The 25437-nt window shown below is 42.2% G+C and carries 22 protein-coding genes and 1 riboswitch; of the genes, 14 read left to right on the top strand and 8 right to left on the bottom strand.

What is annotated here, in order from left to right; translation table 11 throughout:
* The first annotated feature begins 10 nt into the window (after nt 1–10).
* The 4 genes from AC19MX_RS03535 (at nt 11) to AC19MX_RS03520 (ending at nt 4139) form a co-directional block, all read left to right on the top strand.
* Nucleotides 11–1174 carry an imelysin family protein gene (locus AC19MX_RS03535; protein ID WP_432399168.1) on the top strand — a complete coding sequence of 388 codons (1164 nt, stop codon included), beginning with the start codon at nt 11–13 and terminating at the stop codon, nt 1172–1174.
* A gap of 115 nt (nt 1175–1289) precedes the next feature.
* The gene (locus AC19MX_RS03530) at nt 1290–2912 is read left to right on the top strand and encodes a di-heme oxidoredictase family protein (RefSeq protein ID WP_432399167.1); all 1623 of its coding nucleotides are present in this window, start codon (nt 1290–1292) and stop codon (nt 2910–2912) included.
* A gap of 187 nt (nt 2913–3099) precedes the next feature.
* Nucleotides 3100–3624, top strand: coding sequence for a menaquinone-dependent protoporphyrinogen IX dehydrogenase (hemG, locus tag AC19MX_RS03525; RefSeq protein ID WP_432399166.1), 525 nt, complete (start codon nt 3100–3102; stop codon nt 3622–3624).
* Entirely contained in the window at nt 3624–4139 is a 516-nt protein-coding gene (locus tag AC19MX_RS03520; protein ID WP_432399165.1) for a cytochrome b/b6 domain-containing protein, read from the top strand. Before hemG ends, AC19MX_RS03520 begins: the two co-directional genes overlap by 1 nt.
* Nucleotides 4140–4240: 101 nt before the next feature.
* On the opposite strand, the gene AC19MX_RS03515 is transcribed toward AC19MX_RS03520, so the two are convergent.
* Entirely contained in the window at nt 4241–5128 is an 888-nt protein-coding gene (locus tag AC19MX_RS03515; RefSeq protein ID WP_432399164.1) for a LysR family transcriptional regulator, read from the bottom strand.
* A gap of 145 nt (nt 5129–5273) precedes the next feature.
* On the opposite strand from AC19MX_RS03515, the gene AC19MX_RS03510 reads away from it, so the two are divergent.
* Together AC19MX_RS03510 and AC19MX_RS03505 are read left to right on the top strand one after the other, a co-directional pair.
* Nucleotides 5274–6245 carry an aldo/keto reductase gene (locus AC19MX_RS03510; RefSeq protein WP_432399163.1) on the top strand — a complete coding sequence of 324 codons (972 nt, stop codon included), beginning with the start codon at nt 5274–5276 and terminating at the stop codon, nt 6243–6245.
* A gap of 74 nt (nt 6246–6319) precedes the next feature.
* On the top strand, nt 6320–8101 hold the full coding sequence (locus AC19MX_RS03505) for an alpha-amylase family glycosyl hydrolase (protein WP_432399162.1): 1782 nt from the start codon (nt 6320–6322) through the stop codon (nt 8099–8101).
* 122 nt (nt 8102–8223) lie between these two features.
* Here the strand turns inward: AC19MX_RS03505 and AC19MX_RS03500 are convergent, their stop codons facing one another.
* The gene (locus AC19MX_RS03500) at nt 8224–8880 is read right to left on the bottom strand and encodes a thiol:disulfide interchange protein DsbA/DsbL (protein ID WP_432399161.1); all 657 of its coding nucleotides are present in this window, start codon (nt 8878–8880) and stop codon (nt 8224–8226) included.
* A 138-nt stretch (nt 8881–9018) separates the two neighbouring features.
* Nucleotides 9019–9678: a DNA-J related domain-containing protein gene (locus tag AC19MX_RS03495; protein WP_432399160.1), complete on the bottom strand. Its 660-nt coding sequence runs from the start codon at nt 9676–9678 to the stop codon at nt 9019–9021.
* A gap of 315 nt (nt 9679–9993) precedes the next feature.
* Here AC19MX_RS03495 and AC19MX_RS03490 point away from each other — a divergent pair, with 315 nt between their 5' ends.
* The 6 genes from AC19MX_RS03490 (at nt 9994) to AC19MX_RS03465 (ending at nt 17216) form a co-directional block, all read left to right on the top strand.
* Entirely contained in the window at nt 9994–10560 is a 567-nt protein-coding gene (locus AC19MX_RS03490) for a phosphoribosyltransferase (protein ID WP_432399159.1), read from the top strand.
* Between the two features lie 175 nt (nt 10561–10735).
* Nucleotides 10736–12652: a peptidase U32 family protein gene (locus AC19MX_RS03485; protein WP_432399216.1), complete on the top strand. Its 1917-nt coding sequence runs from the start codon at nt 10736–10738 to the stop codon at nt 12650–12652.
* 126 nt (nt 12653–12778) lie between these two features.
* Nucleotides 12779–13096, top strand: coding sequence for a DUF3622 domain-containing protein (locus tag AC19MX_RS03480; protein ID WP_432399158.1), 318 nt, complete (start codon nt 12779–12781; stop codon nt 13094–13096).
* 128 nt (nt 13097–13224) lie between these two features.
* Entirely contained in the window at nt 13225–13890 is a 666-nt protein-coding gene (locus AC19MX_RS03475) for a hypothetical protein (protein WP_432399157.1), read from the top strand.
* Nucleotides 13891–14034: 144 nt separating this feature from the next.
* A riboswitch (cobalamin riboswitch) is annotated at nt 14035–14231 on the top strand.
* Nucleotides 14232–14360: 129 nt separating this feature from the next.
* A complete protein-coding gene (locus AC19MX_RS03470) occupies nt 14361–16358 on the top strand; it encodes a TonB-dependent receptor (protein ID WP_432399156.1) in 1998 nt (665 codons plus the stop codon).
* Nucleotides 16359–16475: 117 nt separating this feature from the next.
* On the top strand, nt 16476–17216 hold the full coding sequence (locus tag AC19MX_RS03465) for an HDOD domain-containing protein (RefSeq protein WP_432399155.1): 741 nt from the start codon (nt 16476–16478) through the stop codon (nt 17214–17216).
* Here AC19MX_RS03465 and AC19MX_RS03460 read toward each other — a convergent pair.
* Nucleotides 17196–18101 (bottom strand): LysR family transcriptional regulator, encoded by a 906-nt coding sequence (locus AC19MX_RS03460; protein WP_432399154.1) that lies wholly within the window; start codon nt 18099–18101, stop codon nt 17196–17198. The two genes, AC19MX_RS03465 and AC19MX_RS03460, sit on opposite strands and share 21 nt — an antisense overlap.
* Nucleotides 18102–18478: 377 nt before the next feature.
* On the opposite strand from AC19MX_RS03460, the gene AC19MX_RS03455 reads away from it, so the two are divergent.
* Nucleotides 18479–18634 (top strand): dodecin, encoded by a 156-nt coding sequence (locus tag AC19MX_RS03455; RefSeq protein ID WP_432399153.1) that lies wholly within the window; start codon nt 18479–18481, stop codon nt 18632–18634.
* A 357-nt stretch (nt 18635–18991) separates the two neighbouring features.
* Here the strand turns inward: AC19MX_RS03455 and queG are convergent, their stop codons facing one another.
* Both queG and AC19MX_RS03445 read right to left on the bottom strand, forming a co-directional pair.
* Nucleotides 18992–20218, bottom strand: coding sequence for a tRNA epoxyqueuosine(34) reductase QueG (gene queG, locus AC19MX_RS03450; protein ID WP_432399152.1), 1227 nt, complete (start codon nt 20216–20218; stop codon nt 18992–18994).
* Nucleotides 20219–20258: 40 nt separating this feature from the next.
* Nucleotides 20259–22085 (bottom strand): tetratricopeptide repeat-containing diguanylate cyclase, encoded by a 1827-nt coding sequence (locus AC19MX_RS03445; RefSeq protein ID WP_432399151.1) that lies wholly within the window; start codon nt 22083–22085, stop codon nt 20259–20261.
* Nucleotides 22086–22489: 404 nt separating this feature from the next.
* On the opposite strand from AC19MX_RS03445, the gene AC19MX_RS03440 reads away from it, so the two are divergent.
* Nucleotides 22490–22924, top strand: a complete 435-nt coding sequence (locus AC19MX_RS03440; protein WP_432399149.1) for a DUF3069 domain-containing protein — start codon at nt 22490–22492, stop codon at nt 22922–22924.
* A 69-nt stretch (nt 22925–22993) separates the two neighbouring features.
* Here AC19MX_RS03440 and AC19MX_RS03435 read toward each other — a convergent pair whose 3' ends face one another.
* Both AC19MX_RS03435 and AC19MX_RS03430 read right to left on the bottom strand, forming a co-directional pair.
* Nucleotides 22994–24682 carry an NAD-dependent malic enzyme gene (locus AC19MX_RS03435; protein ID WP_432399148.1) on the bottom strand — a complete coding sequence of 563 codons (1689 nt, stop codon included), beginning with the start codon at nt 24680–24682 and terminating at the stop codon, nt 22994–22996.
* A 243-nt stretch (nt 24683–24925) separates the two neighbouring features.
* Nucleotides 24926–25390 carry a YehS family protein gene (locus AC19MX_RS03430; RefSeq protein WP_432399147.1) on the bottom strand — a complete coding sequence of 155 codons (465 nt, stop codon included), beginning with the start codon at nt 25388–25390 and terminating at the stop codon, nt 24926–24928.
* Nucleotides 25391–25437 lie beyond the last annotated feature (47 nt).

Raw genomic sequence — 25437 nt, 5'->3', positions numbered from 1 at the left:
GAGTTTTATTATGCGCTTTAAACACACAGCAATAACATTGGCTTTAATCACGACTTTATCTGCATGTGGTGGTTCAGGTTCTGATGATTCAAGTACCGAAACACCAGTGGAACCGACAACGGGCTTTAGTTTTGCCGCTACAGAAATGATCACCAATTTGACCGATGATGTTATTGTGGCCGGTTATGCCAATTTAGCCGCTGAAGGTGATGCATTATTATTAGCGACACAAGCTTTGCTAAGTGCGTCGGCAACTCAAGCGGATCTCGTGGCTGCACAGAATGCATGGAAATCTGCACGTGAGCCATGGGAGCAAGGTGAATCGCATATTTTTGGCCCTGTAGATTCTTTAAGTATCGATCCACATTTAGACAGTTGGCCTTTAAACACCACAGACCTTCAGACTCAGCTAGATAATAATAGTGGTTTTGATGCCGAAACCATTAAAGCCTGGAACGATGATGTTCAAGGCTTTCACACCATGGAATACTTGTTATTTGGTAATGGTGTTGACAGCAATACCAAGCTAATTGCAGATCTTACAACCAGTGAGCGTGAGTATTTAATTGCGTTAGCAGAAGTGTTTCGTGACTATGCGGTGCAGCTTGATGATGCATGGCAAGTGAGCTACAACCCACAAGATACAAATGCCCTACCTTATGCCGAGTTACTTAAAACCCCTGGCGATGTTAACAATGCCATTTACTCATCACAACTCTCTGTCATTGAAGAGCTCATTAACGGCATGATTGGCATTGTTGATGAGGTCGGTAACGGCAAAATTGCCGATCCATTTGGCGAGTCTTTAGCGACTGCCGATACCTCTAAAGTTGAATCTCAGTATTCTTGGAACTCACTCACCGACTTTGCAGACAACATTATAGGTGTACGTAACGTGTACCAAGGTGAATTTATCGGTTCTACTGATAAAACCGGTGTTATTGACTTTGTCGCGGCTGCCGATCCTGCGTTATCAACACGTGTAGCGAGTGAGATTGACGATGCCATTATTAGCATTCAAGCGATTTCTGGCAGCACAGACATGCCATTTCGCCAAGCTATTTTAGATGAAACAGGACGTGCTCGAGTGCAAACGGCTGTTGATGCGTTAAGCACATTACAAAGCTCTTTAGAGTCTGATGTGCTACCGCTGTTATCTGAGTGGAATTCATAAGCATTTGTTGTTTGACCTACATCGTAGTGATGTAGGTCAAACACATCAGTGAACGCTTAAAAAATACAATAAAAGAGTAGCCGTGATACATTTTGAGTGAATTGGTGAGACATAAATGAACAAATTTTCGCAACAATCTTATCTGTTGCTAGCTTTGATGGGGCTAGTATTAACCGCCTGTGGTGGCAGTGGTGATGACAATACTGAACCGACGGTGTCCACAGTCAGTTATCCTGCTTACACCGCCGTTATTGCATTAGGTGGTGACACCACAACCTTTGATGCCAGCAATTCAGGGCACGGATTTTCTACTCCATCGTTAAACTTAACTGCCGATGAATTAGCGTTGCATTTGGAGGGGGATGCTAATTTTGAGGTGTCATTTACCACTGCTCCTAATAGTGAACATCCAGATCAAGATGGCTTGGGTCCGGTATTTAATAACGCAGACTGCAATTCATGCCATCAACGTGACGGCCGAAACTCCACCCCTTTTTTAGCCGCGGATCAAAACCGAGTTAAGTTAGATTCTGCCGCAGGGATCTTTTTACGGATCAGTAAGGTTCCAGCACAAACGTGTACAGAAGGTACGGCAGACAATCAATATTGTGCGCCCATCAAAGTGCCTGATTTTGGCGATCAGCTATTTCATCGTGGTGTACTAAAAGCGCGACCCGATTGGCAAAACAATGCCTTTGTTGGCCAAGCAGATGTGTATTTATCTTACGAACGCCATGATGTTATCTATGTTGACGGGACTGTGATTAATCTGAAAAAACCGATTTTTGATGTCGAAAATCCTTATGATGCCCCAGGTGAAACCAAACTCAGTGCCAATGTCACATCCAACTTATTGCAAGATGATGTGTTAATGGGCTGGCGTAATGGTATGCCAGTATTTGGTTTAGGGTTGCTTGAGGCTATCCCTGAGGCGACTATTTTGGCAAATGTAGATGCTGACGACAGCAACAATGATGGTATTTCTGGTCGAGCTAATTGGGTGTTTGATGCGGTTAAAGCGCAACAAGGAGATAACTATCCTGTATCTCTTGGGCGTTTCGGCTGGAAAGCTAATACGCCTAGTGTTCGAGTACAATCCTTAGGGGCTTTACGTGGTGATATCGGTATAACTAATCCATTGTTTCCTCAGGAAAGTATCCTTGGCACACGTTTACATGATTCTTATTTAACCCGTACCGGTTTTGTTGATACCGGAGAAGACATTAATGGTGAACCAGAAGCCAGCGCAGAGTTTAGTGATTCGGTAGTGTTTTATGCAGAAACCCTCGCAGTACCAGCAAGGCGTAATGTTGATGATACTCAGGTGCGTGAAGGTGCACGATTATTTGAAAAACTTAATTGCACCGGATGCCATATACCGTCATTTACCACCAAAACAGCCGGTGATATTGGCGGTTTACCAATGAGTGAAAGCTTAAAAGGCCAAACTATTTATCCGTTTAGCGACATGTTATTGCACGACATGGGTGAGGGGCTTGCCGATGGTCGACCTGACTTTTTAGCCGACGGAAATGAATGGCGTACCCGGCCTTTATGGGGAATAGGGCTGACTCAAACCGTGAATTCACAAGCCGGTTTTTTACACGATGGCCGTGCCGCAACGCTAGAAGAAGCTATTTTGTGGCATGGCGGAGAGGCACTGCAATCAACCGACGACTTTATGACGTTAAGCAAAGATGAACGCACGCAACTGCTGGCATTTTTAATGTCACTATAAGCAAACCGCATTTAGTTTTAATACGCTTATAACCAATCCCTTTGTCGTTCATGGCTGAGGGATTTTTCGTTAACGCACTTTTTTAAAGAATAACGCGATACTCATGGCGTGATCTGTTTCATGTAAATTTTAATCGCAGTGGGCTAAGATACTGTATTACTTTAGATGATTTCAACTTGAGGTCAGCATGAGCCATATTTTACTGATCCATTCTAGTGTCCACGGATACACTCAAAAAATTTGTGAATATTTACGTGATAAGCTCGAGGCACAACATCAGCAAGTGACCGTTGCACCCTTGTCCAATGTGCCAGACCTTGATGGATTCGATAAAGTGTTTATTGGTGCCAGTATTCGCCATGGTAAGCATCGTCCTGCGTTATATCAGTTTATTGATGCGCATCAGCAACAATTATTATCTAAGCCGAATGGCTTTTTTTCGGTGAGTCTAGTGGCTCGTAAACCGGCTAAAAATACGCCGCAAACTAATAGCTATATGCAACAGTTTTTAAGCCAAAGCCCTTGGCAACCTAAGGTACTGCAAGTTTTTGGCGGTAATTTAGATTACCAGGGATACGGCGTGATGGACCGTAATATTATTCGCTTTATTATGTGGATAACCAAAGGCCCAACCGATCCCAATACCAAAGTTGAATTTACCGATTGGGACAAAGTTGACCAATTTGCTCAGCAAATGATTGAGGCGAGTTAATGACAGTGAAACAACTGTGGCAACGTATTGAGGCAATGCTGCATCCTGCAGTGTTGCTGTTGTCGTTGCTACTGGTGTGTACCAGCTCGTGGGTCTTAATCGGTCGACAGTTAACGTCGCGTGCGAGTTTTTGGGATTTACTTCATGTTTACGGTGGATTATTGACCGGTATATTGGCATTAATGTTTGCCGTTAAGGTGTGTATCGGTGGGCAATGGCGGCAGTTTTTCCCTTGGTTAACGCTTGATGTTAAACCGCTGTTCGCTGATATTAGCGGCTTAATGCGCGGCCAATTGCCCCATTCTGGTGGCAAGGGATTAATCAGCGTTATTGAAGGCCTTGGAGTGATATTACTTTTGCTGGTGGCGTTAACCGGCGCGGCCTGGTACGCGGCAGATCCCAGTAATGCTTTAACGTGGCGTTATTACCATATTGTTTTTGCTCATGGTTTTATTGGTTTTATTGTTCTGCACTGCTTATTAGCGTTATTACACTTAAGAGACTTTTTTAATTAAGCTGTTCTGTTATCAGTATATCCATGCCTTATAATGATTCCTGTTATTTTTTGTTTATCAAAACCCTGTTTATCATAACCCCTGTTTATCATAACCTTAGTTTAGCTGATTCCGTTTTGCTTAAACCATTCAAGGGTAAATTGAATAAAGCTGCTGAGCCTAGCAGACTGATTAATCATTTGTGGGTGCACTATATAAGTCGCAGATTGGCTTGTGGTTTCATCAGGAAAAATTGCGCGTAAATGTCCTTGCTGTAACTCCTTATCCACCAGATATTGTGGCCCTAACATAATGCCTCTGGCGAGTAAGGCTTGTGTTTTGAGCATGTGGTTATCGTTGACGCTAATAAAGCTGTTAATCGCGATGGTTTGATTGCCAAATGTCCAGTGAGTTTGTTCTGCTGAGGTTAAACATTTGTGCTGACGTAAATCATCAATGTGTATTGGTGTCCCGGCTTTTTCGAGATATTCGGGGGCGGCGCAACAGACTTGCTGATACTCAAATAACTTTTTGGCGACCATATTTTGTGGTGGGTTTTGCGTCGCTCTAATGGCCAAATCAAAATCGTTTTTTGCCAAATCAAATAAGGTATAGCTGCAATCTATGCTGAAATGCACTTGCGGATGCCGCGCGCTAAATTCATGGCAAATATCGAGTAAATAACGCTGAGTAAATTGGCTGGGAGCCGTAATACGGATCCGTCCTGCAATATCCTCATTGTCATGACGAATTTTTCGGTCAAGATCTAATAAGTCTGCTTTCACTTGTCCCATGCTGGCTAAAATCATTTCACCTTGCACTGTCAGTTTAACACTGCGTGTAGTGCGGATAAGTAATGGACGACCGACTTCCTTTTCAAGTTGCCTAATTTGCTCAGACAAATATCCTCTCGATATTCCTAACGAGGCTGCCGCTTCGGTAAAACTCAGTTGTTTGGCTACTTCACTGAATAGGAATAATCGTTCAAATTTTTTGTGTTCACGACTCATGTTAGCCACCCAGGATATTATTTTATAAAGAACTTTAATTCTTTATTGGTAGCTATATCAAACAATGATTTTGTTTTTTACTCTTCATCTGTACAGATAAACCTCTACACTAAGCCATATTACTTGTTTAAAGAGAGTTAACTCAATGTCGGCATTACCATTAAAAAGTGTTTTCCCTAATGTTAGTTCGTTAGTTTATGGTTGTATGGGATTAGGCGGCGGATGGAATAGTAACGCCATTTGCGCTGCAGATATTCAGCAAACACATGAGGTTATTGATACTGCGTTGCAAAGTCATATTAATTACTTTGATCATGCCGACATTTACACCTTTGGCAAAGCGGAAACCGTATTCGGGCAAGTCTTAAAACAGCGCCCTGGCTTACGCGATAATATGTACCTGCAAACTAAATGTGGCATTCGATTTGAAGACGGTAAAGGCCCTAAACGTTACGATTTGTCGTCTGCTTGGATTCACTATAGTGTTGATAAAAGTTTAACCGAATTACACACAGATTATATCGATGTGTTGGTACTTCACCGCCCCGATCCTTTAATGCAAGTGACCGAAATAGCCGATACTTTCCATAAACTTAAAGCAGCAGGTAAAGTGCGTTTTCTCGGTGTTTCGAATATGCAGCAACATCAAATTAGCGCATTGCAACGTGTGCTTGATGAGCCATTAGTGGTCAACCAAATTGAAATGAGCCTGCAAAAACATGCTTGGTTAGACGAAAGCATTTATGCCGGTAATCAAGAGGGAAAAGACATAAACTTTACCCCTGGTACGCTTGAGTATTGCAATCAAAACAACATACAAATTCAAGCTTGGGGTAGCTTATGCCAAGGTGTTTATAGTGGTATCTCCACGGTAGGTGAGTCTAATGCGATAATACAAACCAGTCAGTTAGTCGCCACGTTAGCGGTTGAATATAATACGACTCCAGAAGCTATTTTATTAAGTTGGCTGATGCGCCACCCTAGCCAAATTCAACCGGTTATTGGTACCACTAATATTGAGCGAATTAAAGCGTGTAGCCAGGCGACTCAGGTATCACTCAGTCGTGAGCATTGGTATGCATTGTATGTTAGTGCTAAAGGACAAGAGCTACCTTAACCATTACGACAACATGTTTTTTCAATACCTGAGCATTTAATCAATACCATTCAATGAAAGGATTCTAAGACAATATGAATAAGACAACATGGGCACTATTGAGTGCTGTATTGGTGTTAAGTGGATGTCAGCAAAAAGAAGTGGCAGCGACGGTGGTTCAGCCTTTGCTGCAGCCAACCGATAGAGCTGATATATATCAGGATTATTTACACCGTGATATCCGCGATGACATTTTCTATTTTGTACTGCCCGATCGTTTTTATAACGGTTATAGTCGCAATGACAATGGTTCGACTAGCGAGAGTATTTCGCAAGGTGGCGTAGACTTAACGTCACCCCGTGGTTTTCATGGTGGCGACATTAACGGCATTGAGCAGAAACTGGATTACTTACAAAATCTGGGTATAACCGCTATTTGGATGACGCCATTATTGCGTAATAAAGCGATTCAATCTGACGGCATAGCCCATCACGGATATTGGATTGTCGACTTTACTGAAATTGATCCACATTTTGGCAGCAATGCTGATTTAAAACAGTTGATTAAAGCAGCACATCAACGTGGTATTAAAGTGTTTTTTGACATTATTACTAATCATACAGCCGACGTGATCAAGTATCAGGAATGCCATCAAGCTTCGGGTGAGTTTATAGAACCGAATACTCAGTGCGAATTTAAATCATTAGCTCAAGTTGCAAATGGCGACAGTTACACGCCGTTTGTACCTCAAGAACAAGCGAATGTGAAAGTCCCTGAATGGTTAAACGACCCACGTTTTTATCACAATCAAGGCGACAGTACCTTTAAAGGTGAAAGCTCGTTAAAGGGTGATTTTAATGGTTTAGACGATCTCAATACCGCGGATCCTGAAGTCGTTTCAGGCATGGTTGAGATATATCAAAACTTAATTAAAGAATTTAAGCCTGATGGTTTTAGGATTGATACCGTTAAGCATGTCGATTTATCATTTTGGCAAACCTTTAGCCCTGAAATCGTTAAGTTTGCCAAGGCGCAAGGTATTCCTCAGTTTCATGTTTTTGGCGAGGTGTACGATACCGATCCTAAAAACCTGAGCATATACACCACAGAGGGCAATCTACCGTCAGTATTAGATTTTGCTTTTCAACAAACCGCGGCTGATATTTTCTATCGTAAAAAGAGCCCGCTGTTAGCACAGCAATTATTTGCCCAAGATACGCTTTATCAAGACAGCGATAGCCAAGCCGATTTGTTAATGACCTTTTTAGGTAATCATGACATGGGGCGTACGGGCTATTTTATCAATCAAGCGCAAGCGAACATGCCTGCGGAAGATAAACTGCAACGGAGTATTTTGTCGCATGCGTTTATGTTTTTATCTCGGGGTATTCCGGTCGTTTATTATGGAGACGAGCAAGGGTTTACTGGCGATGGTAAGGATATTGACGCGCGAGAAGACATGTTTGCCTCTAAAGTGGCGAGTTACAATGACAACGTGTTACTCGGCAGTAATGCCACTACTGCGGTTGATAACTTTGATGAAAAGCATCCACTGTACCAAGCCATTGCTCAGTTGAGCGCACTGCGTAAACAATATCCAATACTGCGTCGTGGGCAATATCAAGACCGTTTTTACCAAGCCGATAACGACATGTTTGCATTTGCGCGAGTAGACCCTCAAACGGGTGCCGAGCTGTTGATGGTATTTAACAGCGGCGAACAAGCGCAAACGATTAATGTCATTGCACAAGGGAACACATATCGTTTAATGACTTCATGGCCTGTTGCGATAGTCTCATCGGATGATGTGAGCGCACCGGCAGCAGCATTGAGCGTGACCTTACCTCGATTAAGTTATGCTATTTATACCAATTAGCATTAATAAGTGCCCCCTGAGAATGCTGCCAGCGGTTTTTGATAATACCAAGGCGACTTAACGAGCAGACATAAAAAATGGCTATCAATTGGATAGCCATTTTCCGTTTAAAGGCGTTGAAACTACTTTTGTAATGCTAAATAGTTAATCAACCCGATGATGTCATCGAGCGTGCGCATTTCATTTAAGTTAATCGCGTATTTATCGTTAACAATAAAAGCCGGCACACTTTGTACGGCATACATCTCTTGTTGTTCACGCCATAAACCCAGCTTTTTATCGGTTTCAGCGCTGTATGCTAAGGTGTCGTATTGGTTTGCATCGACGCCTAATTCAGCAAAGACTTTCTTAATGTCATCACGGTTATTAATCAACGATTTGTGCTCATGGCCCGCAGCACTATGGTCATGGCCAGCGTTGTTATCTTTACCTTGTATTGCACCAAACATGGCAATTTTTAAAGCTTCTTTGTTGTCTAGCTCATGGATAACCGCTAACGAGCGCATTACTTCTGTGCCTAAATCACTGTTCATGAAGTCGACGTGTTTACTGTCGAAGGTGACTCTTTTGTCTAGGCCTTTTTTGATTTCTGGTAGGTACTGACTTTCCATGTTGAAGCAGTTGTGGCAATAAAAAGAGAAAAACTCAGTCACCTTTGGCTCAGTAGGCACCATGTTATTTGATATTTGAGTGTAGTGTGTTCCTTCAACATATTGCGCAGCAAAACTGGTGATAGGGGCAATGGCTAATGTGACGGCTAAAGCTAAAAATTTAAACATGAATACCTCAAAATGGAGATGGAAATGGATAAAGCTATGCTGTTAATGATGGCATAAATTGCCAAAATCAGGGGCAGAATTTGTGTGATCAAGTAGCGATTTACGTTAAATAATGAGTCGGCATTAAGCCACTAAGCTTTAGTCTCGCAGGGTTTGCCAAGCTTCACAGACTTCGCGGAATCGTTCCGCGTTACCTTCATCACGATCAGGGTGCCATTTTAGCGCCAGTTTACGCCATTGCTTGCGGATGTCTTTATCGGTCGCGGTGGCATCTAACTCGAACACTTTTAAAGCATGACCTTTATGCATTAATTGAACATTAACGCCGATATATTGTTGGTAACTAGACCAGAAAGACTCGAGCATCTCACGCACTACGTTAACGCTAGCATCGTAATTAGCCCAATCAAGGTAGTAGTCACGCAGAGCGCCATCTCGAGTATGTTCGACATCGGCATTGCTGGGGATTATTCTAAAAATTTGAATTTCCATTGCTTTTACTTGCAGCCATTGTCTTGGCATTAACATGTCTTGCAATTCATATAGGGCATTCATTAATAGAAAATTACGTTTGAAGAGATCTTTTTCCGGCATGGGGTCAAGGTCGTGCATTAACCCTTTTGATTGCAGTTCACTGGCTAAATGATGGACTTTCCAGCTGGTATTCGATGACTTTAGTAACGTTAATACTGGCCAAATTAAGGGGTTGTCGCCTTTAGGCACACTCAATACACGGGCATCAGTTGTTAACGACTGCGCGTTTGCAAAATGATTCTGTGAGTTTTTGTCGAGCAACATAGTGGCGTATTCATCCTGAATTGGCGGTAAAATCAACGTGTCGGTTAAAAAACACTATGCCATAGCCGCCGTGAATGACAAGTAGATTTTATCAATTGGTTGCGTGCAAAGACGCGAACGGAGAGGCATACCCTCGGTGCCTTAATTTAACCGAAATAACTCAGTCAATGTCACCATGTGAGCACATTAATGGTAAGTTATTTATGAGGATGGGGAATTAATGTAGATTTTGATCAATTAATTCTGATTCTTACAGGCAAGATAATTTTATTTGGTATAAAATTCTCCGCAACAAATTAACAAGGGGCTTAACCAATGACAGATAAACATTATATTAGCGCACAACAACTTTTAGAAGATTCATTTAGACTGGCTGCGCAAGTATATGACAGTGGTTTTAGACCGCAGTTTATTGTGGGCATTTGGCGCGGCGGAGCTCCAATTGGTATTGCTGTTCAAGAATATTACGACTTTAAAAAAGTCGAAACCGACCATATTGCCGTGCGTACTTCGTCTTATTACGGTATTGGTACTGATAAGCAAGACAAAAACATTAAAGTACATGGTTTGCACTACATTATTGAAAATGCCAATGCCAGCGATGGTTTGTTAATTGTTGATGACGTATTTGATTCTGGCCGCAGTATTGATGCCTTAATCGGTAAGTTAAGAAAGTTTATGCGCCTAAACATGCCAAACGACATCCGTATTGCTTGTCCTTATTACAAGCCCAAAAATACCAAAGTCGATTTGAAACCAGATTACTTTATTCATTCATCTGAAGATTGGTTAGTGTTCCCGCACGAAGTATCAGGATTAAACCCACAAGAAATCGCGGAAGGTAAAGCCGACTTTAAGAACATTCAAGAGCTATTTTTATAAGCAAAACAATGTAAAAGTCGTGCGGCATATTTAGTCGCGATTTTACTTAGAACTTTGTTTAAAGTTTGCTAAAATAAAAGACTATGCGAGTGCGCCAACATACTCATGTCAATTAGATGATATCAGTATGTTGGCGCACTTTTTTATCCGAATTGAGCGAAATTTAGTTAACATTATGGTTTCTGTAGAATTGTTTACCCCCGAGGCTCCGGTAAAGCGCCAACTTGAATTGCTCGCACCTGCTAAAAATGCTGATTACGGTATTGAAGCTATTCGTCATGGTGCCGACGCGGTTTATATTGGTGGCCCTGCGTTTGGCGCGCGTCATAATGCTGGTAACAGCGTTGAAGACATTGCTCGCTTAGCGGAGTTTGCTCATCGTTATCATGCCCAGGTGTTTGTTGCCTTAAACACCATTTTAATGGATAACGAAATAGACAAAGCGCAAAAGCTGATATGGGAACTTTACGAAGCCGGTGTTGATGCCTTGATTATTCAAGACATGGGCGTATTACAGCTAGATTTACCGCCAATTGCCTTGCACGCCAGCACGCAAACAGATAACCGCAGCCCTGAAAAAACCGTGTTTTTTGAACAGGTGGGTTTCTCGCAGGTGGTATTAGCGCGTGAGCTGAATATTCCGCAAATTCGTGATATTGCCGCAAGCACAAAAATGAAGTTAGAGTTTTTCATTCATGGGGCATTGTGTGTCAGTTACAGCGGTTTATGTAACTTAAGTCATGCGTACTCAAATCGCAGTGCTAACCGTGGTGAATGTTCACAAATGTGTCGCTTACCGTGTAACTTAACCACGCGTGATGGCGACGTATTAGCGGAAAACCAGCATTTGTTGTCGCTTAAAGACAACAATCAAACTGACAATTTAGAAGCCTTGATTGATGCTGGTATTAGCTCGTTTAAAATTGAAGGCCGCTTAAAAGACATTACCTATCTTAAAAACGTGACCGCTCACTATCGCCAGCAGTTAGATGCGATTATTGCCAAGCGCAATGATCTAGAATCGATATCTCATGGCCGCTGCGAGTTTAACTTTACCCCCGACCCAGATAAGAGCTTCAACCGCGGTAAAACGGACTATTTCGTTAACGAGCGAACAGAAGCGATTGAGCATTTTAGTTCACCTAAGTTTATAGGTGAAAAAATTGGCCGGATTACCCAAGTTGGTAAAGATTTTATCAAAATCGATCCGAGCGAAAGCGGCAAAGATATTCACTTTAACAACGGCGATGGCTTGTGCTATTTCGTTGAGCATTATGAAACTCAGCGCCTGTCTGATGACAAGTTGTCTGGCTTACGCGTTAATCGTGCTGATGGTAACACCTTGTACTTAACCGAAGTGCCAAGAGATTTGAAAGTCGGTGTAATGATGTTCCGTAACTTTGACCATAAGTTTGAGGCCACATTAAACAAAGACTCTGCCACGCGTAAAATCAGTGTCGATATGCAATTTTTTGACACAGATGACGGTGTAGGGCTAACGGTGACGGATGCGCATAACATTAGTGTTACAGCGACATTAGCGTGTGATAAAGCCCCGGCAAATGACCAGGCTAAAACGGCCGAAAACTTAAAGAAGCAATTAGGTAAATTAGGGAGTAGCGATTTTGTGTTAAACAAAATCAACCTGCAAACTGAGCAAATGTGGTTTTTACCGGCATCGATGGTCAACGAACTGCGCCGTGATGCCGTGAGTGAATTAATGACAGCAAGGGTTGCGGCCTATCAACGCCCAGAGCGTTGGGTGCATGATAAAGAAGCGCGTTTCCCGCAAAAAGCCTTGAGCTTTTTATCTAACGTGGCCAACGAAAAAGCCAAGTCGTTTTATGAACAGCATGGTGTGATTCAAATCGAAGACACCTACGAAAAAAACACCGTGTTGCATGATGCGCCATTGATGGTCACCAAGCATTGCTTACGTTACAGCTTTAATTTGTGCCCTAAAGAAGTTGAAGGCATTAAAGCTGACCCAATGTTTTTAGATGTAGGTAAAGATAAATTAAAGCTGGTGTTTGACTGCCATAAATGTGAAATGATGATTGTGGGCTCAAACCAGTTAGTTAAGCAGCAATAACGCGATCAAAAAAAGCGTTAAAAATAACCAATAATAGCTGCCCAAACTCGTGCTTATCGAGTACACTGCGCGGCTGAAATTTCATGGGTTTTGTCCCGTGATACCCAAAGTAGGATTGAAAAGATTATGAGCGATAGCAAAAAGTATGGTTTACGTGTAACACAAGTTGAAAACACGTGGAAAACCGAAATCACTCGTCGTATGACAGCGACTAAAACCCTAGTGTCTAAAAGCCAAGATGGTTTTGCTTCAGAAGCAGAAGCCATTGCATGGGGCGAGCAGTCTCTACAGGGTTTCCTGTCTAAGCAAGCAGATCGTAACAAGCGTAAAACAGAAAAGCATCTTAAAGCGAAAAGCTTAGCAGCGGCAATTGCAGCTGAATCTGCCGTTGATGAAGATGAGCTATTTGACGCAGAAGACGAAGACGACGAAGAGTTAAACTAACATTTTACAATGGTGTAAATGTTATAGATAAGTTTCAATTTTTGTATGTTCAGGATAGGATATACATAATTAGAATGATTTTTAGTCAACTTATCGCTACATCTTGACCTAGCAAGGATGACATTGGGATGAACAAGATTGCTGCAGTTATCAGCTACGCGGGGTGCGTTGGAATATTCAGCTTATTCCCCTATACCGCGTATGCTACTTTTCCAGCATTGGTCACATTAGAATCTGACAATGATGCTTCTGGCGTGCTTGTCATGTCTAGCGACGTCAAACGGCTAACGACTGTGTCGCAAACCTTCGGCTTTTTACCTCCTCTTTCATGGAAACTCGCTTTTAACGAAAAGCGCGGTGATATGACCATGGCTGAATTTATCCCTGCTAACGAAACCCTTAATGATTGGTCTAGCCTAGTGTGTATGCAAGGCTTTAAAGGGCTTGCCGAAGATGTTGAACCTGAAGAGTTTTTAGATTCAATGGCAGACACCTATAAAGAACATTGCCAGGGTGAAGTGATTTATCAGCAATTAGGCAGCATGAAAGTGGAAGGCTATGAAGCGGTGCATGGTTTGCTGGGGTGTACGAGTATGCCCAATATTCATAATGCTTCAGCTATTGTGTCTGAGTCTTACGTTACCAGCCCGCGTGGCGAGATGGGCTACTTTACGGTAATTAGCGATGATGAAGATATTTTTTTAGTGCATAAATCCATTCGTACCGCCGTATTTACTGCCGAGTCAGCTCCCGTCACTCAAAGCAATTATCGCGAGTTTATGGCTGAGCCTTAAATTGAGCTAACGTGAGTAATCTGCGCGTTGTTTTAATGCTTAGCGACTATCAGCAACGTGCTGATTCCGTTATAATCCTATCGACGTTTATGGCTGTATTTATCAATCTATTCAGCCATTAGACCGTTATTTTATATTTATTTCAGTTTAGTCAATCTTTACGGTGCCAATGTTGAGTCATATCGACCCATTGGAGAATCGGGAAACCAGTGAAAGTCTGGTACTGCCCCCGCAACGGTGATAGGTGAGAGTCCAATATGCAATGCATATTTGCTTGGCTCGTGTGTACTGTTATGTACCGCAACCTCAGTCCGGAGACCGGCCATAAAGGTGATTTCGATGATTTCGGTGGGCAGATCTCGAGATGTGATGTTATGCCGTTTTTGGTTTACTCAGATGAGTAAGCCGCAAAGTGGTGGTCAATGTTGCGGCGCTATTGCCCCATTTTTCCTTTCAGGAGTTAAAGGTAAATGGGTACTAAACCAACTACAATCGCACTATTAATCAGTGCCATGCTTTGCGCAACGAGCCTTAACGCTGTTGCAGCACCAACCTCAACACAATCAATACCAAGTGCCTCAACCGCGTCTAATACAGACGTTAAAATGGATGAGACGATTGTGGTGATTGGTCGCAATCAAACCAACCCGTTAAATATTGCTGCCAATGTGAATGTTATCGATGCAGCTGACATCGAAATGAGCGGCGCAAATAATTTAACCGATTTACTGCGCGGCCAATCCGGTATTCAAGTGTCAGATAATAATTCTGGTACTGTGTTTTCGATGCGCGGTTTTTCAGCTTCGCAAGCGGTTAATAATACCCTTATTTTAGTCGACGGCCGTCGGTTAAATAATATCGATATTTCTGCACCAAGTGTTGAATCCATTCCACTTAACTTAATTGAACGCGTTGAGATTTTGTCAGGCAGTGCGGGTGTATTGTATGGCGACCAAGCGGTAGGCGGCGTGATTAACATTATTACTAAAGCCCCAACAGAAACCGCTGGTGGCTTACAAGTCAGTGGTGGCAGTTTTGATACCTATGAAGTTAAAGGCGATGTCTCTGGTGCCATCAGCGACACCTGGCGTTACTTTCTAGCGGGCAGTTATAACGAAAGCGATAACTACCGTGATAATAACGACAACGAAACTGGCTCTATTCTAGGTCGTATTCAGTACCAAACCGATGTTGAAGATTTTTATGTAGAAGTGAATTACTTCGATAATGATCGCCAGGCTCCAGGGGCGTTAAGTTTAGCGCAGTATGAAGATAACCCTCGCCAAGTCGCGTCTTTTTCAGACGGTGAATATTCTCACGAAATCACTACCGCTGTTCGCAGTGGCTATCAATATCAACTTACTGATGTATGGGCGCTGGGTGCTGATTTAACGTATTCAGACACTTCAACGAGCAGCTTATTGTTTGGCAGTGCAGGGCATATTGATCGTGATTTATTGAGTTTCTCACCAAAAGCGACCGCGAATTATCCGTTAGCAAATGGTGCTTTAACTATGGTTGCTGGTATTGATGTAAGCCGAGGAGAGGCTGACTTTGACACCTTATATATTCAACGTAATAACGAACAAACCATGCAAAGTGCTTATGTTCAAGCGACTGTGCCGTTAACCTCAACATTGTCATATGTAGTTGGTGGTCGTTATTCTGAAGTGACCGACGATTTAACTGATCAATTATTGTATGCAGACGGTATTGAGCTAGATAACGATGCTCATGCATTGGAGTTAGGTGTCAATTATCGTCCTAGTGTTGAACATCGTTTTTACGTTCGCGCCAATGATAACTTCCGTTTTGCAAAAGTGGATGAACAAGCCTATACGCCATTAGACGTGCAAGGATTAGATCCGCAAACTGGGCGTTCTTTTGAGGCAGGCTGGGATTGGACGGGGGCAACGCAAACCGTTAAGTTAAACCTTTATCGTCTTGATTTAGAAGATGAGATTGTTTACGACGGTAGCCGTACTGACGGACCTTACGGTGGTGGTGCAAACGTTAATGCAGACGAATCTCGCCGTTTTGGTATTAACACGAGTTATGAAGTGCAGTTATCAAATGACTGGTTGTTAGGTGCTTCGTACGACTATATTGATGCCGAATTTACTCAAGGTGAAAACGAGGGTAAAGCACTATCATGGGTCGCTGAGCATTCAGGTAAAGCGTACATGAGTTACGATTTTGCTGATCATTGGCAAACCTTTGTTGAAGGCGTTTACACTGGCGAGCGTTACATGGAAGGCGACAACAGTAATGCTGGCGATAAGCTAGACAGTTATGTACTCACTAATCTCGCGTTAAACTATCAGCGTAATGCCTGGACTGCGAGTTTACGTGTCGATAATTTGTTAGATGAGGAGTATGTTGGTACAGGTTATTACTCGTCTTTTGGTAATGGTTATTACTCAGGCACTGGCCGAGCGTTTAGATTAACCGCGGGTTACCGCTTTTAATCAACTCAGCTAACTCAGCTTAAACACCAAAGCCAGTAAACTATTACTGGCTTTCGTTTTGATATATCGTTAAATTAATTTATAGCCTGATTCTTTCACCAAAGGTAACTGATGCATATGACAAATCTTGAACAACAAGTGCTGACTCAAGTTCAAGCGATTATTGGCAATGAAGAGCAAGTGATTGGTCGTCGTGGTATTTTGATACCATTAAAAAAGGCACTGATTAACGAAGCAGATATTCGCATTGTTATTGATACAGTTTCTGCCGATCCCGCACTTGCCGCTCATTTATTACAACGCAGTAATACAGCGCAAACCGCAGGAGTTGTGTCGACCAAAAGCCGCAGTGTAAAAGATGCATTAATTCGTTTAGGTCAGGTGAATATTTACCGTTATGCTTTTTCGTTTTATTTAAAAGAACGTCTTGATGAACTCGCCGAGCCATACAAAAAGTTAGTGCAGAGTTACTGGGCGTTAAACGAAAAAATAGCACATGATTGTATCGAACTACTGCGGGCAGAAAACGAAGCTGGAGCAGGAATAAAAGTCGATGCTGATGAAGTGCAAACCTTGGCCTTGTTTAGTGTGTTTGGCCAGGTGATAGCCTTAACGGCATTTGCGTATTTAAATGCTGAACTGCCAAGACCTGTGTCTTTAAAAGTGCTTAAGTCATTGATTGACCAACAGCAACAAAAACTGTCTTTAGAGGCATTTGAGTCTTTAGGCTTAGATGATGATTTACGTGAAGAGTTTTTAATAGCGCATAACTTACGTCAAACACAAAACCCTGACTCTGCAGGACTTGTGCTTCGACGCGTGTTAGCTAAACGGAAGCTATTGATTAATCCGTTGTAATGCCATGCCTTCACTTGCAACAAGCTCAAGCCACTTTTGAATCAAATTAGCATTAGTGGCGTCTCGGCGATAAGCGCCAAATAACGGACGCTTAAGCCCTTCTGAACCTAGTTTTACCGCTGCCAAACTTAAGCCCTGGCTTTCACGAATTGACCATGTTGGTAACGTCGCTACGCCATCATTACAAGCTACTCGTTGCAATAACATTGACGTTAAGTCGCATTGCTTTTGCTCACCAGGTTCAATACCTGCAGGTTCTAAGAAGTGCTTGTAAATGTCTAAACGAGCTAACGGCACAGGATAACTAATCAAGGTTTGTTTCGCTAAATCTGTTGGCGTTACGTAGGCTTTTTTCGCTAACGTATGCTCACTCGATGTCACGAGTTTTACTTCAAAATCAAATAAATGTTGATACGCCACACTGTGTCCTGGAACTGGATCAGAGGTGAGCACAATATCTAACCCGCCTGTTTCTAGCGCATTAAGTGAATCAAATAAATGGCGGCTTGAAATATCAATTTGCGCTGCTGGAGCATGTTGCTTAAATTGCTCAATAACCGGCATTAACCAGCGAAAACAACTGTGGCATTCAATACCCAATTTAAGCTGCTGGCTTTCTCCTTCAAGACCGCGTTTAAGATCTGACTCTGTTGCAATCACCTTTGGTAAGATTTCTTCTGCTAAATTCAGCAGTCGTGAACCTTCATGAGTGAAAGTTAACGGTTTACTTTTTCGAACAAAAATAGCTGAGTTAATACGAGTCTCTAACTCTTTAATTTGATGAGAAAGTGCTGACTGGGTTACAAACCGCTTTTTAGCGGCGCCCGCCAAACTGCCACTTTCTTTTAACGCCATCAAGGTGCGAAGGTGTCTAAGCTCTATCATTTTCTCTCCACATGAATCTTGCTCAACTAGCTGATGAAATCAATTCGATTGCTTGGCAGCAGAGTAACACAATAAACTTCTAGACGTCCAGACGCCTGTATGAGTTTTTTTACATATTTAACTATTAATTTTAGTTAATAAAGCGACTTTGCTGTATACAATATTCAATAACTGAGATTTGCATCATTACAGAACGAGTAAGACGATTAATCAATACATCATCTGGGTGAGAAATATTGTCCTGACTGCGTCATATGATTGAAACCATAACGCCTCGCACGATAGAAAAAAGCGAACAGACAAGCTTAAGGCTATACTGATAAAGGATTAATCATTTATTAATAGCGCTTTAATGATCTGAAAATAAGGAGCTAAGCATGAGTCATACTTACAAGATAATTGAACTTGTCGGTTCATCGCCAATCAGCAGCGACGAGGCAGTAAAAAACGCCATTGCTCAGGCCAATAAATCGCTAAAGCACTTACGTTGGTTTGAAGTAATAGAACCCCGTGGTCACCTGGAGGAGGGGTGATACCAATTCCAATAATTATGTGCTCAATCAGAGTCACTCAGGTTTTTCAGTTTGAGGCGCATTGTTGAAAGAATGGCTGTTCCCTTGTAAAACAATGCAACAAAGAAATGGGAAGCCTGAGTGACTCCCAAGGGCGGGTTTCTGCACTTTTTATGCTGCTTAATATGATTTTGACGTAGAACAACTATGTCTACAATCCTATTACTTGCCTAAAAAAGCGCAGAATTCCCGCTGAATGACCAGATAATTATTGGAATTGGTATTTTGCTCACTGGCAAGTCACCATAAAAGTGGGCTTTACATTAGATGCTTAACATCATGACGGTTTAGTCTGACTCAGACGAAAACACCTACAGCCTAGGCGTCTCTTGGTAAGCCTTTTTGTACTGAGCGGATGACTCGTTGAGTTTTACGTGAAAGCGCCTCTTGTGGCGCTTTTTGCTTTTGTTGTTCTAGGGCCCAATCGATATGCTCTAGCACCATGTCATCGACTTCATTGCTGAGTTTACGTTGCTCGAGTGCGGCAATGATATCGGGATTTGCAGGTGCATTACCTAATGCAATGGCGATGTTACGTAGCCAGCGTTTATGGCCGATACGTCTAATTGCACTGCCTTCGGTTTGGCGTAAAAACACGGCCTCAGACCAATTAAATAAGCTGATTAAGTCCGGTTGGATGAGAGATGGACGGGTATGAAAGTCGCTTTCATGGGTTAATGGTGCTTTGCTGTTAACTGGGCAGACTAATTGGCAATCGTCACAACCATAAATTCGGTTACCGATTAAAGGTCTAAATTCTTCAGGGATCGCGCCCTGCAACTCTATCGTTAAATAAGAGATACAGCGCCTAGCATCAACGACATATGGCGCAACTATCGCATCTGTAGGGCATGACTTTATGCAGGCAACGCAAGTGTTACAGCCTTCTTCAATCGGAATATCTAAAGGTAGGGGGAGGTTAATGAGCAGTTCACCAAGGAAAAACCAACTGCCAGCGTCGGGGTGTAAAATCAGTGAATGTTTGCCCGTCCAGCCCAGTCCAGCTTTGTCTGCCAGTGGTCGCTCTAATATCGGTGCAGAATCGACAAATGGTCTAAAGTCGGTGTCTTCAAATCCAAGGGTTTTGCAGTGTTCAGTAATCTTATCACCGAGTTTTTTAAGCCGTTGACGGATCATTTTATGGTAATCACGTCCACCCGCATAACGCGAGATATAGGCTAAGTTTGGGTTGGTTAAATTACTGGCAAAACCGGCATCAGGTGGCAAATAATCCATACGTGCACAAATGACTCGTAAGCTGCCAGGATGTAACTCATTAGGCCTGGCGCGCATCATGCCATGGCTCGCCATGTAGTTCATTTCACCGTGATAGCCTTTATCTAACCAGTCTTGCAATCCCGCTTCGTGTTGGCTTAAATCAATGTCTGCCACGCCAATGTGAGCAAAACCGAGTTCTTTACCCCAGAGTTTGATTTGTCGGTTGAGCGCATCAAGCTGAGCCGTTGTCAATGGACATGGCTCAGCTGATTGGCTGGTAAGATCTAGATGTTGATCTGGATTTGATTCTGGGGTCGTTGCAGTCATAACACTATCATTGAGTAAACACGCAGAAATTATACCCGTTTTACTCGGATTTAACACAGTTTCTGCCCGCTGCTTTGGCGGAATAGAGCGCTTTGTCGGCTTTGAGTAACAATGGCGATAGCTCTACTTCGCTACTGTAGCTTGCAACCCCAGCACTGACGGTTTGTGCTAAGTTAGGCGCAATTTGCTGCCAATCATAATGTGCAATGGTTTCGATTAAGCGCTCCGCAATTTCGATGGCTTTGGTTTTATCGATGTTAGGCAATAATACTAGAAATTCTTCACCGCCCACTCTGCCAACCACATCGGTGTCTCGCATCATACTGGCACAAATCGATGCCAGTTTAACCAGAACCTTGTCACCAATATCATGACCAAGTTGGTCATTAACACGTTTAAAATGGTCGGCATCGAAAGAGATAATCGAAAAAGGTTTGCCAGAGAGTTGAGCCACTTTTAAAAAATGCTGCCCCTGTGAATAGGTATCACGCCTATTTGATAATTTAGTTAGCTCATCGGTGAGTGCAAGGCGTCTAAACAACTGTTTTCGCATCAATTGTTTATAGGCGAAAATCGACACAATGATTAAAATAATCGCCACTAAGATAATAATGATTATTTGCATGTTTTCGTTGCGCTGCATTATCTGCAATTGTTGCTCTTTGTCTTTGTCTCGCTGCACTAACAAGTCGTTTTCAGTTTGAATTTTGTGGGTATCAAAACGAGTTTGCATTTCAGACTTTCTGTCTGACATGGTTTGCTTGTCGAGTGCTTCGTGTGAGTCAACATAGGCCGATAATGATTGATAGGCCTCAGGCCATTGCGCTAGAGCTTGATAAACCTCACTTTTTAAGCGTAAAGCTTGGTTGAGCCCACGAGCATTTTCGCTGTAAATAAAGGCTTTTTCGGCTTTTTGAATGTACTCTAACGCTTGGGCATTATTGTTGAGTTTGGAGTGGACTTGGGCAAGATATAAATTCATATAACTATAATTGCCATTATTATCAGATTTAATCTGTTTTTCGGCTTGTTCAAGTACCAATTTTGCTTCATCTAAACGATTTAAATTAATTAAATTACCACCCATACTGATCGAAGTATCTGCAGCGAAAATGTACTCTTTTTCGTTGAGCCAAAACTCGTATGTTTTTTGATAGCGCACAATCGCTTCCTGAAACCGACCGAGCTCTTCGAGTGACATGGCTATTTCGTTGTTCGTTCGGTTTGCTGCAAACTTCTGTTGGTTGTCAACGTAGTACTGTTCAAGTATTAATTGATATTTTAACGCTGTTGTCGCATCGCCAAAGCGCCTGTAACTGTTGGCTAGCTCACTTAAATTGACGTTAGCCCAATAAGGAATATTAAGGGTTTCATATAAGTTTTGCGCTGTGATGAGATCTTCTAATGCGGCTGAAAAGTTACCCATATAAGATAGTATTGAGCCTCTAATACTGCGTCCGTCCGCAATAAGACGTGGGTCTTCAAGCAAATAAGCATTGTCGATAGCGCGATCTAAAGCCTCAAATAGTGAGCTGTTTTGACCTAAATTATGTAAGTACCATGTTTTGCATAATTGCAGATCAACCTGGATAAGAGATGGGCTGGGTTGGGCATATATTTTAAGGTATTCATCGGCATAAGCTATAGCTGCCGTCATTTGCTCGGTAGTATCAGAAGGCAAGCTCCAGCATGTTAAGCGGATATGTAATTGCTGCCTGACGGTATCATTTGAGGCTAAACTGTTTTTGTATTCTTGTAGCAGTTCGCTCACTTCGTCGTCGGGTAAAAATTTGCCGCTATCAAAAAGCTGATAAATTTCATCTGCTCGTTTATTTTCGATAGAATTGGCATATGCAATAGTACTCAATCCCATCAAAAGCATGAGTACGATAGTGCGAGTCAATTGCGTTATTTTTAGCGTAAACAAAGTGTCAGAGTTCCAGCATTCATTATTATTTTAGGCTTAACGTTTCCAAGAATAGCGTTTTTTTGTATCAATGTCTTGCGGATGAGTTTTTCGCGGTCATTATATTATGTTAATGTTTTGTTATACTTGTTTTTGGCATGTTCAGCAGGCGTTTTTGTGTCCTTTTTGCAATAATAATATCGATGTTGACGTTTGCATTCACATAAGTACGCGAGTATAAAGACGCCTTTGTGATTGTGGCTTCATATACACTTTGCTCTGAATAGCCTTGCAGAGTCGCCTTAAAAGCGCCTGAGTGTTGACCACATATTATGTACATAGTTGCTAAAAGTAGAGAGAACACCATGAGTAACGTTGATCAGCAATATCAAGATGTAGCCAAACAGATTTCGTACAATGTAGCCAATAAAGTGCTACCCATGGACAAATTACCAGAAACACTTCAAGAGGCTTACGAAGGCTTATTTAAAGAGCTGATTGAAGATAACGCTAACGCATTTGCTCACGCTTGGGATGCTCTGCCAGGCAGTGCACAGAAGTTAATGACCAAAGCTGAATTCCATGGCTTTTATATTGCCAATGCGTGGATGCAATTAAGCCGAGTTGCACAAGAAATTGCCGACAGTGCGGATTCTGAAGAAGAAATGAATAATAATGAATACGATGGCGTATTCGGTCGTTTAGCTGAGCAGTCGCTTAAAGAGTGTATCCGTAAGCTTAAAAAAGCCCGTACCGATCGTTCTATGTTTAATAGTTTTAAACAGGTGATGTCAGCTTAAGCTATGTTCAGTGAACATAAAAAATCCCAGCTAGGCTGGGATTTTTTGTTTTAAGACGCTTAATATTAATTAAAATGCGGTACGTCTATAGCGACGGTATTCTGGCTCCCAGAAGTTTGCTTCAATCGATTGCTGTAAAAGCTCATCGGTGCACGGTAACGCTAAACCTTGATCAATCGCTGTTCTTGCAACCGCAAAGGCAATGTATTTACTGACTTCTTGAATATCTTCAAGTTTTGGCAATAACGAACCCGTACCGTTTTTACCCAGTGGTGAGCATTCAGATAACGCCTGGCTTGATGCCATTAGCATTTCATCTGACACGCGTTTAGCACCGCAAGATAGCACCCCTAAGCCAATACCAGGGAAGATAAAGCTATTATTACACTGGGCAATTTCATAGGTTACGCCATTAACCACAACTGGCTCAAACGGACTGCCTGTTGCCACTAAAGCTTGACCTGATGTCCAGTGTAAAATGTCTTTTGGTGTTGCTTCTACACGGCTTGTTGGGTTTGACAGTGGGAACACAATAGGGCGTTCGCAGTGGCTGTGCATGGCACGAATAATTTCTTCGGTAAATAATCCTGGCGCGCCAGATACACCAATTAACACGGTTGGCTTGGCGTTGTTAACCACATCCAATAACGAAATATTGTCGCTGTAGTTATCCCAGCCATTAACGCGATCGCATTGCTGAGCTAACTTCTGTTGGAATGGTAGCAAGTTAGGCATGTTGTCTAGCAACAAGCCCCAACGGTCAACCATAAACACTTGAGAGCGTGCTTGCTCATCACTGATGCCTTCAGCAACCATTTGCGCCACAATGGCTTCGGCAATGCCGCAACCTGCGCTACCGGCACCTAAAAAGGTGATGCGTTGTTGGCTTAGTTTGCTGTTAGCTGCTTTACAGGCGGCCAGCAATGAACCTACTGTTACAGCAGCAGTACCCTGAATGTCATCGTTAAAACTACAGTATTGATCTTTGTAGCGTTCCAGTAATGGCATGGCATTTTTTTGCGCAAAATCTTCAAATTGGATTAATGCATCTGGCCAGCGACGGCTAACAGCTTGCATAAATTCTTCAACAAATTCAGCGTATTCTTCACCGCCAATACGTTGATGACGCCAGCCCATGTACATAGGGTCTTCTAACAAATTCGGGTTGTCGGTACCCACATCTAAGGTAATGGCTAAACAATAAGCTGGGCTGATGCCACCACAACTGGTGTAGAGTGATAATTTACCAATTGGGATCCCCATCCCACCAATACCTTGGTCGCCAAGGCCTAAAATACGCTCACCATCAGTGACTACAATCACTTTTACTTTATGACGAGTAGAGTTGTTTAGGATGTCATCTATACGGTCTTTGTTTGGGTATGAAATAAATAACCCGCGGTTACGACGATAGTTTTTTGAGAAACGCTCACAGGCTAAACCCACTGTAGGGGTGTAGATAATCGGCATCATTTCGGTGATGTGATTACGCAATAATCGATAAAAAAGCGTTTCGTTGGTGTCTTGAATGTTGCGCAGATAAATATGTTTATCAAGGTCGTTATTGAAACTCTTAAACTGGTCATATGCACGCGATGCCTGTTCGTCGATAGTCTCAATTACCCAAGGTAATAAGCCTTCAAGGTTAAAATAAATGCGTTCTTCTTCGCTAAATGCAGTGCCTTTGTTAAGCAGAGGAGATTCAAGAATCGCAGGACCAGCGAAAGGAAGATATAGGGGGCGTTTATTATCGTCCATGGGTAACCTTTATAAGTGTGTTTGTGATTAGAATATTTTCAAGATAGATTATCACGTCTGATGTTTTTTGTGGTCTGTTAAGTGACTAAAATCACGTTTTTTATTATGAACTACAGTCCTACTTCAAATGAATACATTCAATAAGCTTTGTTTGAATTCAAACGCTAGAGACAAAAATGCGCAGCCTAAGCTACGCATTATTAGCGTGTTGCAATGTGGGTCATTGCGACTTTCTCAGAAAGCTTACATACCGCGGTGTTTAATCGATAACCCTTTTACAAAGTTACGTAACACTTGGTCGCCGCATGTTTTATAGTTTTTGTGGTCAGGATTACGGAAAAGTGCACCTAGCTCGGATTTAGACATGGCAAAATCTGCTAAGGCTAATGCTGCAATAATATCTTCTTCACGCATTTCTAGTGCAACACGCAGTTTTTTGAAAATAAGATTATTGGTTAATTGCTTTAATGGTGCAGGCACTTCTGTACCTTGCTTTAAGCCACGGTTGTTGATAATCAAACCATCTAAAAACTGACACATTAATTTGTCGTTACAAGCTTGATAACCTTCTTCTTCCTCTTTTTTCAGCAGCGCAATAATTTCATCTGTGGTGATTTCGGTATTAGCTTGGCTGAAAACATTAATCATTTTGGCATTTGAAAAGTCAAAAACAAAACGAATACGGCGAAGAATATCATTGTTAATCATAAGGTTCTCTGGCGCGGCTGCGCATAAGTGGTTTAGGTCAAGTGACG

The organism is Shewanella sp. MF05956 (genome assembly GCF_059758055.1).
This window is presented reverse-complemented; position numbering and strand designations above follow the sequence as displayed.